Origin of the sequence: Micromonospora sp. NPDC023633, from assembly GCF_040640035.1 — a bacterium.
Lineage (GTDB): Bacteria > Actinomycetota > Actinomycetes > Mycobacteriales > Micromonosporaceae > Micromonospora.
The window spans coordinates 48,276-61,337 of record NZ_JBFABB010000030.1; the positions used below are offsets into that span (position 1 = coordinate 48,276).

13 protein-coding genes are annotated in these 13,062 nt (G+C 75.6%); 6 read left to right on the top strand and 7 right to left on the bottom strand.

Going from position 1 to position 13,062, the window contains the following annotated elements; genetic code table 11:
• Positions 1–7: 7 nt before the first annotated feature.
• Positions 8–1,093, top strand: coding sequence for a polyprenyl synthetase family protein (locus AB0G13_RS12430; protein WP_357872733.1), 1,086 nt, complete (start codon positions 8–10; stop codon positions 1,091–1,093).
• A gap of 24 nt (positions 1,094–1,117) precedes the next feature.
• On the opposite strand, the gene AB0G13_RS12435 is transcribed toward AB0G13_RS12430, so the two are convergent.
• Complete coding sequence (locus tag AB0G13_RS12435; protein ID WP_357872735.1) at positions 1,118–2,299, bottom strand: MFS transporter; 1,182 nt, start codon at positions 2,297–2,299, stop codon at positions 1,118–1,120.
• Between the two features lie 154 nt (positions 2,300–2,453).
• On the opposite strand from AB0G13_RS12435, the gene AB0G13_RS12440 reads away from it, so the two are divergent.
• On the top strand, positions 2,454–3,236 hold the full coding sequence (locus AB0G13_RS12440) for a helix-turn-helix domain-containing protein (RefSeq protein WP_357872738.1): 783 nt from the start codon (positions 2,454–2,456) through the stop codon (positions 3,234–3,236).
• 243 nt (positions 3,237–3,479) lie between these two features.
• Here the strand turns inward: AB0G13_RS12440 and AB0G13_RS12445 are convergent, their stop codons facing one another.
• Positions 3,480–5,591: a PhoX family phosphatase gene (locus AB0G13_RS12445; protein ID WP_357872740.1), complete on the bottom strand. Its 2,112-nt coding sequence runs from the start codon at positions 5,589–5,591 to the stop codon at positions 3,480–3,482.
• 250 nt (positions 5,592–5,841) lie between these two features.
• Here AB0G13_RS12445 and AB0G13_RS12450 point away from each other — a divergent pair, with 250 nt between their 5' ends.
• Together AB0G13_RS12450 and AB0G13_RS12455 are read left to right on the top strand one after the other, a co-directional pair.
• Complete coding sequence (locus AB0G13_RS12450; RefSeq protein ID WP_357872761.1) at positions 5,842–6,336, top strand: sigma-70 family RNA polymerase sigma factor; 495 nt, start codon at positions 5,842–5,844, stop codon at positions 6,334–6,336.
• Positions 6,333–7,025: a zf-HC2 domain-containing protein gene (locus tag AB0G13_RS12455; RefSeq protein ID WP_357872743.1), complete on the top strand. Its 693-nt coding sequence runs from the start codon at positions 6,333–6,335 to the stop codon at positions 7,023–7,025. Before AB0G13_RS12450 ends, AB0G13_RS12455 begins: the two co-directional genes overlap by 4 nt.
• A gap of 15 nt (positions 7,026–7,040) precedes the next feature.
• On the opposite strand, the gene rarD is transcribed toward AB0G13_RS12455, so the two are convergent.
• The 4 genes from rarD to eccE all read right to left on the bottom strand — a co-directional run bounded on the left by rarD (position 7,041) and on the right by eccE (position 10,777).
• A complete protein-coding gene (gene rarD, locus AB0G13_RS12460; protein WP_357872745.1) occupies positions 7,041–7,970 on the bottom strand; it encodes an EamA family transporter RarD in 930 nt (309 codons plus the stop codon).
• Positions 7,967–8,467, bottom strand: coding sequence for a GNAT family N-acetyltransferase (locus AB0G13_RS12465; RefSeq protein ID WP_357872748.1), 501 nt, complete (start codon positions 8,465–8,467; stop codon positions 7,967–7,969). The genes rarD and AB0G13_RS12465 overlap by 4 nt, the downstream gene beginning before the upstream one ends.
• A gap of 82 nt (positions 8,468–8,549) precedes the next feature.
• Positions 8,550–8,936 carry a phage holin family protein gene (locus AB0G13_RS12470; RefSeq protein ID WP_357872750.1) on the bottom strand — a complete coding sequence of 129 codons (387 nt, stop codon included), beginning with the start codon at positions 8,934–8,936 and terminating at the stop codon, positions 8,550–8,552.
• An 89-nt stretch (positions 8,937–9,025) separates the two neighbouring features.
• Complete coding sequence (eccE, locus tag AB0G13_RS12475; RefSeq protein ID WP_357872764.1) at positions 9,026–10,777, bottom strand: type VII secretion protein EccE; 1,752 nt, start codon at positions 10,775–10,777, stop codon at positions 9,026–9,028.
• A 434-nt stretch (positions 10,778–11,211) separates the two neighbouring features.
• On the opposite strand from eccE, the gene AB0G13_RS12480 reads away from it, so the two are divergent.
• Positions 11,212–11,532: a WXG100 family type VII secretion target gene (locus AB0G13_RS12480; protein WP_357872766.1), complete on the top strand. Its 321-nt coding sequence runs from the start codon at positions 11,212–11,214 to the stop codon at positions 11,530–11,532.
• A gap of 26 nt (positions 11,533–11,558) precedes the next feature.
• Positions 11,559–11,852 carry a WXG100 family type VII secretion target gene (locus tag AB0G13_RS12485; RefSeq protein ID WP_357872753.1) on the top strand — a complete coding sequence of 98 codons (294 nt, stop codon included), beginning with the start codon at positions 11,559–11,561 and terminating at the stop codon, positions 11,850–11,852.
• Positions 11,853–11,930: 78 nt separating this feature from the next.
• On the opposite strand, the gene mycP is transcribed toward AB0G13_RS12485, so the two are convergent.
• Positions 11,931–13,062: type VII secretion-associated serine protease mycosin (gene mycP, locus AB0G13_RS12490; protein WP_357872755.1), on the bottom strand; the 1,132-nt coding region annotated here is incomplete at its 5' end.

Here is a 13,062-nt window from a genome sequence, read left to right on the forward strand (position 1 = left end):
GTGTGGCATGGTTGATGGCGTGGTGAATCCGGCTGGCGAGCGTTCAGGTGCCCCCGGGTCCGGCGGCCGTCGGACCAGGGTGAGCACGAGTCAGTTCGGCGCGCTCGGCCTCTATCTCGCCGACCCCCGCGTCGAGGCGTCCGTGCTGGGCCTGCTGGAGAGCGTCGAGTCCGAGTTGCGGGCGGGCGTGGCCAGCGCCGACCCGTTCGTCACGGAGGCCGCCCGGCACCTCGTGGAGGCCGGCGGCAAGCGGTTCCGGCCGCTGCTGGTGGCGCTGGGCGCGCAGTTCGGCGACCCGACCAACGCGCAGGTCGTGCCGGCCGCGGTGGTGATGGAGCTCACCCACCTCGCGACGCTCTACCACGACGACGTGATGGACGAGGCCGCCGTACGCCGGGGGGCGCCGAGCGCCAACTCCCGGTGGACCAACTCGGTCGCCATCCTCGTCGGCGACTACCTCTTCGCCCGCGCCGCCGACATCGCCGCCGACCTGGGCACCGAGGCCGTACGCCTCCAGGCGCGCACCTTCGCCCGGCTGGTGCACGGCCAGATCGCCGAGACCGTCGGCCCCCGCCCCGGCGACGACCCGGTGGCCCACTACCTCGACGTGATCGCCGGCAAGACCGGCTCGCTGATCGCCACCTCGGCCCGCTTCGGCGGCATGTTCGGCGGTGCCGCCCCGGAGCACACCGAGGCGCTGGCCGGCTACGGCGAGACCATCGGCGTGGCCTTCCAGCTCTCCGACGACCTGCTCGACATCGCCTCGGAGTCGGTGGAGTCGGGCAAGACGCCCGGCACCGACCTGCGCGAGGGCGTGCCGACCCTGCCGGTGCTCTACGCGCTCGGCTCGGACGACGCCGACGCCGCCTCGGTGCGGCTGCGGGAGATCCTGGCGACCGGCCCGCTGACCGACGACGACCTGCACGCCGAGGCGCTCGGCCTGCTGCGCGAGAGCCCGGCGCTCAAGCGGGCCCGGGAGACGGTCCGCAGCTACGCCGAGGAGGCCCGGGAGCAGCTCTCGCCGCTCCCGCAGGGCCCGGCCCGCCGCGCCCTCGAATCCCTCTGCGACTACATCGCCGACCGCACCAGCTGACGACACCCGGCCCGTGCCGGCCCGCTAGCGGCGGGCGAGCAGCCGGCTGCCGGTGAGCATCAGGGCGGCGGCCAGCAGCATCGACCCGGCGGCCACGAGCCACATCGCCGGGTAGCCGGCGTGCGCGGCCACGGTGCCGAAACCGAGCGGGCCGAGGCAGCCGCCCGCGTACACCCCGGTCTGAGTGACCGAGGTCGCGGCGGCCGGGGCCTGCGGGTGCAGCCGGACCACCGCGAAGGTCATCAGGCCCGGCCACGCCCAGCCCAGGCCGAAGCCGAGCAGCACGCCGGCCACCAGCGGCACCGAACCGGCCACCGCGAGCAGGCCCAGCCCGGCCGCGCCGACCACGAGCATGCCGGCGATGAGGGCGACGTGCCCGGTGGCGCGGCGGTCCGCGAGCCAGCCGACGCAGACCCGGGCCACCACGCAGACGGCGCTGCCCAGGGTCAGGGTCAGCCCGGCCAGCCCGGGTGACAGCCCCCGGTCGGCGGAGGAGTCGACGACGAAGGTGCCGAGCGCGTTCGCGGCGGCGGCCGCGAAGGTCCCGGCGGCCCCGACCACCACCAGGGCCGCCGTGGCGCGGCCGGCGCGGCTGGGGGCGGCCGTCCGGGTGGGGCGTGGCTCCCGCGCGGGTACGGCCGGCAGCGTCGCCAGGGCCGCGACGGCGGCCACCACGAACGCCCAGCGCCAGCCGGCCGTCAGCGCCACGGTCGGCACCGCCGCTCCGGCCAGCAGGGTGGCGACGGGGATGGCGGCCTGCTTCACCCCGAACGACAGGCCCTGTCTGCGGGCCGGCACGTGCCGGGCGAGGGTGGCGTTGCTGGCGAGCTGGCCGAGGGCGTTGGCGGTGCCGGCGAGCGCGAGCAGCCCGAGCAGGACCGGGTACGAGCGGGCCACCCCCGCCACGGCCAGCAGGCAGGCGGCGGAGAGCAGGATGCCGGCGCGGGCCACCACGGCCGGCCCGTGCCGCTCGGCGAGGACGCCGGAGGGCACCGAGGCCAGCGCCCCCACCCCGAAGTAGACCGACACGGCCAGACCGAGGCCGGCCGGGGAGAAGCCCAGGTCCTCGCCCATCTGCACGGCGAGACCGCCGAGCAGGAAGACCGGCAGGACGCAGGCGATGGTGACGGCGACGGCCCCCGCCACGGCCCGGGCGGGCCGGGGCGGAGTGGCGCCCGGGGCGGGCTGCAACGCGGTCTCGGTCATGGTCCGGCAAACCTACGCGAGCAGCGATTGCGTCACGGAACGTGCCTGTCGAGGCACGCGCCGTCCATGGCAATCTGGCATCCTCCACCCGAACAGGCATTTCGCACCGGGCCTGTTTTTCATATGGTGTAAGTCCCCGGCGGCGGAGGTGGTTGTGCGCGACCCCTTGGCGGAACCTTCGGATCTCATCCGGAGCGTGTCCCGCGCGCTACGAGTGCTCGAATCGGTCGGTCGCGCCCCGAAGGGGCTCACCGTCAAGCAGATCGCCCGGCGCTGTGAGCTGACCGTGGCGACGACCTACCACCTGGTCCGCACGCTGGCCTACGAGGGCTACGTGATCCGTCGCGAGGACGGCACGTACATCGTGGGTCTGGAGGTGGCCGACCGCTACCGCGAGCTGGTGACGGCGTTCCGGGGGCCGCCGGCGGTCGGGGAGAGCCTGCGCCGGGCCGCCCTGGACACCGGCTACAGCCACTACCTCGGCCGGTTCGTGGGCGGCCAGGTGGCGGTCACGGCCGTGGCCGAGGGCCCGCGCTCGCCGTACCTGGAGGACCTGGTGCCCGGGTTCGACGAGGGGGCGCACGCGACCGCCCTCGGCAAGGCCCTGCTCGCCACGCTCACCGCCGAGCAGCGCTTCCGCTACCTGCGCGACTACGGCATGCGCCCGTTCACCTCCGCCACCCTGACCACCACGGAGGCGTTCGAGGTCGACCTGGCCGCCGGGGACCGGCGGGGCATGCAGCTGGAGCTGGGGCAGTTCCGGCAGGGCGTGGCCTGCGCCGCGGTGCTGGTCAGCCCGGACAAGGACATGGAGCGTCGGGTGGTGCTGGCCTGCGCGCTGCCGGCCGGCGAGATGATGACCTCCGCCCGCGTGGTGCGGGCGAAGCTGCTCACGGTCGCCCGGACGATCGCCGACAACCTGGCCGCCGACGCCTGACCCCGCCGGCCCTGGCCGGGCGGCCCGCCCTGGCGGTAGAGGCTGCCCTGGCTGTAGAGGCCGCCCGGGCCGTGGAGCAGGCCGCCCTGGCCCGGCGGGCCGCTCCACGGCCGCGGGGGACCGCTTCCGTGCCCCGCCTGCTGTCCCGGCGCCGGCCGCGTCGGGCCGGAACGGCCCGGGGCCCTCTCCCCGGCTGGGAGAGGGCCCCGGTGGCGGTCCAGCGCCGGACCGCCCGAGGAGGGGTCAGCTGCCGATCGGGCCGCCGTCCAGGCGCCAGGCGACCACCACGCCCGGCTTGGCGTAGTCACCGTCCGGCCAGTTCGAGGCCGGCTTCTCGACCGACGCCCCGCTGACCTCGCCCGGGTGCTGCACCGCCACGAAGACCGAGCGGTTGTCCCCGGTGATGAACGGGCCGCAGGCCTCCGCGCCCACCGGCACCGTGAGGAACTGCTTCAGGTGGCCCCGCTCCGGCCCCTCGACGGCCGTCGCGAAGAGGCCGTCGTTGCTGCCCAGCGCGTTGCCGTCCGTGGAGATCCAGAGGTTCCCGGTGGCGTCGAACGCCACGTTGTCCGGGCAGGAGATCGGGGAGACCTTCGTCTTGTCGTACCCGGCGAAGAAGGTCGACGGGTCCGCCGGGTCACCCGCGACGATCGGCAGCGACCAGGCGAAGGTCTCGGCCGCGTTGTCACCGCGCTCCTCGACCAGCTCCAGCACCTGGCCGTGCTTGTTGAGGTTGCGCGGGTTGGCCTCGTCGGCGGCCGGCTTGCCGGCCTTGCCCCGGTCGGTGTTGTTGGTCAGCGCCACGTACACCTTGCCGGTGAGCAGGCTCGGCTCGACGTCCTCCGGGCGGTCCATCTTGGTCGCCCCGACCTTGTCGCCGGCGAGCCGGGTGAAGGTGAGCACGTCGGCGGCGGTCATCCCGTCGACGTACGAGCGGTTGCCGCTGACCAGCCGGATCCACCGGCCCCGGCCGTCGAACGCGCCGTCGGACGGGAGCCTGCCGGAACCGTCGATCTCGCCGGCGCTCGTCTCGTCGAGCTTGGCGACGTAGAGGGTGCCCGACTCCAGCAGGGTCAGGTTGTGCCGGCGGGCGACCCAGGAGCCGCCCTTCATGAACTTCTTGTCGGAGACGAACTTGTACAGGTAGTCGAAGCGCTCGTCGTCGCCCATGTACGCGACCACGTGCCCGCTCTTCGCGACGATGACGTTCGCGCCCTCGTGCTTGAACCGGCCCAGCGCGGTGTGCTTGCGCGGCCGGCTCTCCGGGTCGTACGGGTCGATCTCCACGATCCAGCCGAACCGGTTGGCCTCGTTGGGGTGCTTCGCCAGGTCGAACCGCTCGTCGGCGCGCTCCCACTTCCGGCTGCCGCTCGGGTGGCGGGTCGTGGTGGTGATGCCGTACCGGGCCAGCTTCGGCTTCGCCTCCTCGGCCACCGCGTCGCCGCCGACGAAGTACTGGTTGAAGTTCTCCTCGCCGGAGAGCACGGTGCCCCACGGGGTCACCCCGCCGGCGCAGTTGTTCAGCGTGCCGACGACCGTACGGCCCTTCGGGTCGGCGGCGGTCCGCAGGTGCGCCGAGCCGGCGGCGGGCCCGGTCAGCTCGAACTTCGTGGCCAGCGCCGTGACCCGCCGGTTGTACGGCCGCCGGCCCTTGGTGACCGGCCGCCACTGCCCGGTGCCGTCGACCCGCTCCAGCTCCACCACGGACATGCCGTGCGCGGCCATCGCGATCCGCAGCTGCTCGACGGTCAGCGCGTCCTGGCTCGTGAAGCCGGGGAACATGAGGTCCTCGTTGGTGTACTCGTGGTTGACCACGAGCAGCGCGCGGCGGCGCCCGTCGAGCGGCAGCACCCCGACGAAGTCGCTGTTGTAGCCGAACTGCCCGGCCTGGGCGGCGGCGGTCTGGGCGTGCAGGTCGAACTCGGGGGCGCCCGGCACGACCGGGTCACCCCAGCGCATGACGACCGCGTGGTCGTACCCGTTGGGCACGACGAGGCTGTCCAGGGTGTTCGGCGGGACCGCCTTGAAGGTCAGCGCGCCGTTGCCGACGCCGCCGGCGGGGCGGTCGAAGCCGGCGGCGTCCGGGACCACGGGGGTGGCGGGGGCGGCCGCCGCGGGGGCGGCACCGGCCACCGCGCCGCCGAAGCCGAGGACCAGCGCGCCGACCGCGCCGGCCCGGACCACGCCGCGCCGGGACACCTCCGCCTTCACCACGTCGCCGAAGTACGCGTTGTCGGAGGTGTTGGGCACCGGGTGGTCGCACGCGTTGCCGCACCGGTAGAGACAGGTCATGGCGTCGCGGCTGCCGTGGCGGGTGGCGCCCAGCAACGGGAGCAGCCGGGGACGGTCGCTCATGGAAGGAGCCTCCTGATGGGGGTCGGTGCACGCCGAACCAGCCGCTGGCGTGCGTACCCGCCGGACGCTAGGAGGGCGCGGTGAGCGGTCGTCGGCGGCGGCGTGAACCGGGTATGAACACCTCAGCCGGGAAGCCCGCGGTGACCTGCGGCTGAACCGTTCGGGGTGGCGGCGCGTGTTCCCGTGCGAACGCCACCGCCGGACTCGCGCCGACAGCGAGGAGACCGCCATCAGCGACCACGACGCCCAACTGCTCCGCGCGCTGCACGACGAGCACGCGGAGGCGCTGTACACGCACGCCCTGCGCCTGGTCAACGGCGACCGGCAGCGGGCCGAGGACCTGGTGCAGGAGACGCTGCTGCGCGCCTGGCGGCACCCGGAGTCGCTCGACCCGACGCGCGGCTCGGTCCGCTCCTGGCTCTTCACCACCGCCCGCAACCTGGCCATCGACGCCTGGCGGCGCCGCGCCGCCCGGGTCGGCGAGGTCTACACCGACGAGCTGCCCGAACCCCCCGTGGCCGTGGACGAGGCGGAACGCGCGGTGGAGGCGTGGATGGTCGCCGAGGCGCTGAACCGGCTCAGCCCCACCCACCGGGAGGTGCTGGTGGAGTGCTTCTACCAGGGGCGGTCGGTGGCGGAGGCGGCCTCGCGGCTGGGCGTGCCGCCCGGCACGGTCAAGTCCCGGACCCACTACGCCCTGCGCTCACTACGGTTGGTCCTGGCCGAGATGGGAGTGACCGAATGAGCCGGTGCGAGTTCGCGCACGACGACGGCGCGTACGTGCTGGGTGCGCTGGCTCCCGCCGAACGGGTGGCCTACGAGCGGCACCTCGCCGGCTGCGCCGCCTGCCGGCAGGCGGTCGCCGAGATCGCCGTCCTGCCCGGGCTGCTCGGCCGGCTCGACCCGGCCGGGCTGGAGCAGTTCCTGCCGCCGCCGGAGAACCCCCGGGTGCCCGAACTGCTCGTCGCCGCGCGGGAGCGCCGCCGCCGGGAGCGGTCGACCACCCGCCGCAGGTACGCCCTCACCGCACTCGTGGCCGCCGCGCTGGCCCTGGTCGTCGGCGTCGGCACCGCCGCCCTGCTGCCCCGGGAGGCCGCCGTGCCGACCCCGATCGAGGTGCGGATGGTCGCCATGCAACCGGTCGCCGGCACGGTGCCCGTGCACGCCGAGATCGCCCTCGACGGCACCGAATGGGGCACCGAGGTGCGGATGCGCTGCGGGTACGACGCCAAGGCCGGCTACGCCAAGGCGTACACCTTCCGGCTGGTGGCGCACGGCCCGGACGGCGCGACGGAGCAGGTCGCGTCCTGGCTCGCCGCGCCCGGAGACGAGCTGCGGATCACCGGCGCAACCCGGTTCACCGACGCGGAGCTGGTCCGGCTGGAACTGCTCCGCGCCGACGGCACGCCCGTCCTCGCGTACGACGTGCGCTGACGGGCCGCGCGCCGGTCAGCGGCTCGCCGCGACAACCCCGGCCCGGCGGGCGGCGAGGTTGGCGGCGCGGGTACGGCGGGCGTGGCGCACGGCGTCGACGGTGAAGACGATCAGCGCGACCCAGACCAGGGCGAAGCCGGCGATCCGGGCCGGCGGCATCGGCTCGTGGAAGATCAGCACCCCGCAGCCGAGCTGGAGGATCGGGGCGAGGTACTGGATCATGCCCAGGCCGGTGAGCGGGAGCCGGTTCGCCGCCCCGGCGAAGAGCAACAGCGGGATCGCGGTCGCCGCCCCGGCCGACACCAGCAGCACGGTGTGCCCGACCGACACCTGCCCGAAGGTGCCGTCGCCGGTGGCGGTGAGCCAGCCCAGGTACGCCAGCGCGGGCACCGCCAGCACCGCCGACTCGACGAAGAGCCCCTCCGCGGCGGGCAGTCCGAGCTGCTTCTTGGCCAGGCCGTAGCCGGCGAAGCTGAACGCCAGGACCAGCGCCAGGTACGGCAGCCGGCCGTAGTCGACGGTCAGCACGGCCACGGCCAGGCCGCCGATGCCGAGCGCCACCCACTGCGTGGGGCGCAGCCGCTCGCGCAGCACGGTGACGCCCAGCAGCACCACCACCAGCGGGTTGATGAAGTAGCCGAGTGCGGTCTCCACCACCCGGTCGGAGTTCACGCCGTAGATGTAGGTGCCCCAGTTCACCGCGATCAGCGCGGCGGCGACGCCGATGCCGGCCAGTGCCCGGGGCCGGCGCAGCAGCGCCCGCAGGAAGCCGACGTTGCGCATCGCCGCCAGCAGCAGGGCGACGAACAACACCGACCAGACGATGCGGTGGGCCAGGATCTCCATCGACCCCGCCGGGCGCAGCAGCCGCAGGTAGAGCGGGAAGAACCCCCAGAGCAGGTACGCGAGGAAGCCGTAGAGGTAGCCGAGGCGGAGTGGCGTCACGCCTCCACCGTAAGGGCCGCCTGGCCGCCCGGTTCCTTGCCGGTGACCGGGCTCACCGGCTGGTTGCGCTGGTCGAGCTGCATCCAGCGGTGCGGATCGGTCATCGGGGCGAACCCGACCTTCGCGTACACCGGGTGGGCGTCGGCGGTGGCCAGCAGGATCCGGCGTACGCCCAGGCCGGCGAGGTGGTCGCGGACCGCCCCAGCCAGCCAGGTGCCGAGCCCCCGGCCGCGCTCGCCGGGGTCGACGTAGACGTCGCAGAGCCAGGCGAAGGTGGCCCGGTCGGTGACCACCCGGGCGACCGCGACCTGCCGGCCGTCCCCCGGGCGGTAGACGCCGAACGGCACCGACCCGGCGAACGCCCGCGCCACCGTCTCCCGGTCCCGCCCGATCGCCCAGTACGCGTCGGTGGAGAGCCAGTGGTGCACCAGGTCCAGGTCGATCCGGTCCGCCTCGGTGCTGAGCAGGTAGCCGTCGTCGCGGGTCAGGGTGAACATGCCCGCGAGGCTAGCCCGGCCACCCGGCCCGATCAGCGACCAATTCCCGCCCTCTGGTCGGCCCGCCGCTGCCCGGCCCGGGTCAGTCCCGGTCCAGGACGGCCCCGAGGATCCAGGTGACGATGCCGACGAAGAGCGCGCCGAGCACCGCCGCCGGCCAGAAGCCGTCGACGTGGAAGGGCAGCCCCGCCTGGTCGGCGATCCAACTGGTGAGCAGGAACAGCAGCCCGTTGACCACCAGCGCGATCAACCCGAGGGTCAGCAGGTAGAAGCCACAGCCGACGGTCTTGACGATCGGCTGGAGCACCGCGTTGACCACGCCGAAGATCACCGCGACGAGGACCAGCGTGACGACCGCCTCGCCCGCCGACGCCGAATCCAGCGTGATGCCCGGGATCAGCAGCGTGGCCAGCCAGAAGGCCAGCGCCGTGCTGCCCAGCCGGATCAGCAGCCCTTTGAGGAAACCCATGGCGGGGATCGTGCCACGGACGGACAACGTGCGGAAGCCGCGAGATCGTCGGCCGTCCTCGCCGCGCTGCCCGGGCGGGACCCCCGCGCTCAGCGGCGGGAGGGGCGGCCGATCAGCTGCGTCTCGATCGGGGTGGGGGAGACCAGCGCCCAGCGCAACGCCCGCCGGTTGACCACCGCGACCATGTCGTCCCGGATCCGGGTCAGCCACTCCGCCGACCCACCGAGGCCGAGCGCGGCGCCCGCCACGGCGGCCTCGGTCGGATCGAGCGGTTGCAGCACGGCCAGGTCGGCGCGGCCCAACGCGTCGGCGTCGGCGGGGGTCAGCTCGTCGCGGACCAGCAGCGTGGTCCGCCACGGGGATCCCGGCTCCGTGTCGGCGGACACCGGGCCGGCGTCGACCACCACCAACAGCGGGCGCAGCGGCGTACCCGGCTCGCCCACCGGACGGCCGGGCGGGACCACCGGGATCATCGCGCCGGGGGTGCCGACGCCCCGGACGAACGGCTCCCACCCGCGCGGGCGGGCGGTCTGCACCACCACCCGGGCCCCGAGCGCCATGGCCCGCACCACCACCAGCTGCGCCGCGCGTACGCCGCCGACCAGCATCACCCGGGTGCTCTCCGGCCGGAACAGCCGGATGGTCACCGCACCGCCGTGCCGGTTCGTGCCGACCATCAGCCCCGCCTCGCCGAGGGTCAGCTCCAGGCCGTCGGGTGCCGGACCCGGACCCGCCGCGCCCGCCGCCGCGAGCGGCAGCGTGCCGGCCAGCCCGTCGCGCTGCGCGCCGTCGAGCCGGTGCACCTCGCCGCCCACCTCGGCCACCAGCCGGCGCAGCGCCTGCGCCGCGATCGAGAGCTCCGCCGGGGTGGTGGCGGCCAGTCGTACGGCCAGCTCGGTCGGCGCCGACGCGGGGTCGGCGCCGGCCCACGGCCCGACGCCGAGCGAGACGGTGGTCGCCGTCGCGGGCAGCGCGAGCAACCGGGTCACCAGCCGCCGGCCCGCGTCGGTACGCGCGTCGGGCCAGCGGCGCAGCCGGAACGTGGTCTGGAGCAGGTCGCCCGCCCGGACCGCCTGCCAGGACTCCTGCGCGGGGTGGTCGTCGTGGTGGGCCAGCTCCGCCAGCACCCGCAGCGTCGCGTGCTCGCCCAGCGGGCGGGCGGCGACGGGCCCGATCCGGCGCGTGATCCGGCGCACCGTGCCGGAGAGCGCCCGCCGCAGCTCCTCTGCCGTCCAACCCTCGGCGCGGAGCACCCGGACGGCGAGCACGATCCGTTCCCGGCCGGCGAGCCGCCCGTCGGTGAGCTGGCGGTACGAGGTGGCGACCGTGCCGCCACCCGCGCCGACGGTCGGCGCCGGCGAGCCTGTCAGCAGGAGCTGGAGTCGGACCGGGGGGCCGTCCGGCGGGGCGGCCGGCAGCAGCGTCGCCGGGACCGGCAGCGCGCGGGGAGCGTCGCCGAGCAGGTCGGCCGGATCCCCGACCTCCAGCACGGCCACCATGCCCGCGGCGTCGTCCAGCACGGCGGCCGGCGTGCCGGCCAGCTCGGCGGGGCGGACGACCGCGCCCGGGTCGACCAGGTCCAGCAGGGCCGCCGGGCCGGCCGCCGGCGGCAGGGCGCGGCGGCGCGTGGCGTAGCCCAGGCCGGTGGCCAGCCACTCGAAGACCCACCGCCCCCGCAGCCGCACCCACGCCGCGGGCAGCAGCAGCGCGGCCACCCCCACGGCGGCCAGCATCGCCAGCACGCCCCGGCCGGCGGCGGCGACCACGGCCGCCACCGCCACCTGCGTGGCGACGAGCTGACCGGCCCGGACACCGCCGCCGCTCCGCCGGGCGACCGGGATCCGCGGCGGTGGCGGGGCGACCCGGGACGCCGGCGGGCCTGCCGGGTGGCCGGCCGGGTCAGCCGGGCCGGGCAGTCCCACCGGGCCGGGCGGCGCCGGCACGAGGGCCGCGGCGGGTGGGCCGGGATCGTGGCCCGGGGCCGGCCGGTGCGGGCCCGCGCCGGTGGTCACCGTCACCGCTCCTCCTCGACCGGTCACTCGCCGCGACATCGACGCCGCCCATCGTAAGGGGCGTGCCCGGCGGGGTGGGGGCCGCGGTCGTCCACAGGGGATCGCCGCGGGGTAGCAGAACCGCGACCGGCCCGCTACCGTCAGCGACGAGTTTGCTGAGCCCGCGCCCGCCGTGCTCTACCTCCGGGCGGCGCGAGCGGCGCGCCCGGTGAGCGGGCGCGCCGACGGCCAGCCACGACCGAGGAGACGAGGTGACGTCCCGGGTGTCCCAGACCCAGGCAGAAGCAGCGGTGATGCAGCAGACCGCCGCGAAGTTCGAGCAGGTCGACCAGTCCCTGCAGTCCATGCTGAGCAGCCTGATGGCCGAGTTGGAGGTGTTGCAGCAGGCCTGGCGTGGTGCCGGCGGGCGCTCGTTCGAGCAGGTCAAGCAGCAGTGGGCACAGGACCAGGCGGCGCTGCAGCGGGCGCTGCGGGAAACCGCCGGCGCCATCCGCACGGCCGGCCAGCAGTACGACGTCTCGGACGCCGAGGCCGCCAGCCGGGTGTCCACCACCAACCGCGGCGGCATCCAGCTGCCGCTCTGACCCGGTCTCGGGGGAGGAGACATCCGATGGACCACGGTGTACTGGTCGTCAACTTCGCCGCCCTGCAACAGGCGGGCGCCGACATCCAGAAGGCGCTGAACGCGCTCGACTCGCAGCTCGGGCAGCTCGAACGCGACGCCGCCCCGCTCGTGGCGAGCTGGTCCGGCGAGGCCCGACAGGCCTACGAGCAGCGGCAGGCCCGCTGGCGTTCCGCCTCGCAGGACCTCCAGGCCATGCTGCGCGAGATCAAGTTCGCGGTGAACGACTCCGCCGCCGACTACCTCGACACGGAGAAGAAGAACGTCGGCCTGTTCCAGTGAGCCCTCGCCCGGTGGTGGCGCCGACCTGACCGGTCGGCGCCACCATCGGCCGTTCCGGGCCCGCGCACGCCGGCCGCGTTAGGCGGGGCCGGCCGGCCGCCAGCGGCGGCGGGCGCCGCGCGGCACGACGAGCGCCAGCAGCGCCGCCACGGCCACCACCGCCCCGCTGACCCCCGCCACCAGCAGCGCCCGGTCCCGGGCCGTCGCCCGCCGGGCCCGCTGCGCCACCAACGCCGGTTCGGCCCGGTCGTCCGCGAGCGCGGTGGCCCGGCGCGCCCGCTCCGGCGTCCCGCCCCCGGTCTCGGTGACCGCCCGGTACGGGTTCAGCACCCCCGCGCCGTACCCGCCACCCCGCCCGTCGCCCGGGGCCGGATCGGCGGTCGCCACGATCCGCTGCGCCACCTGCGCCGCGGTCAGCTCCGGCCGGTACTGGCGCAGCAGCGCGGCGGTGGCCGCCACGAAGGGCGCCGCGTAGCTGGTGCCCTCGGCCCGGTGGTGGCCCTGGCCGGGGGCGGCCATCAGCACGTCGCCGCCCGGGGCGACCAGGTCGACGTACGAGCCGGTCTGGGAGAACGGGGCGCGTGCCCCGTCCGCCCCGATCGCGCCCACCCCGAGCACCCCGTCGTACGCGGCCGGGTAGGGCCGGGGATCACCGGCGTCGTGTAGGTTCCCGGCGGCGGCCACCACGACCACGTCCCGGTCGACCGCGTAGCCGATCGCGGCCCGCACCGCCGGGTCGTCCGCGTACAGGACGACGGAGAGGTTGAGCACGTCGGCGTCGTGGTCGACCGCCCAGCGGACGGCGCGGGCGAAGTCCTCGGCGCTGACCGTGCGCCCCGACTCCCGCCCCTCGACCACCTGCTGCTCGCTGACCCGTACCGGCAGGATCCGGGCGCCCGGGGCCAGCCCGCGGAACGCCACCCCGTCGCGGGGGGCGGCGGCGATGATGCTCGCCACGCCGGTGCCGTGGCCGGCGCAGTCCCGGCTGCCGTCGCCGCCGGGGTCGAGCAGGTCGGTGCCGTCGAGCACCCGGCCGGCCAACTGCGGGTGTCGCCGGTCCACCCCGGAGTCGATCACCGCGACCGTCACCCCGGCGCCGGTGGCGAGCGGCGCCAGCCGCTCCGGGGCGTACCGCTGCTGCGGCCAGGGGCGGGCGGACACCGGCCCGACCGGGGCGAGGGGCGAGGCGCAGCCGGGGGCCGCACGCGCG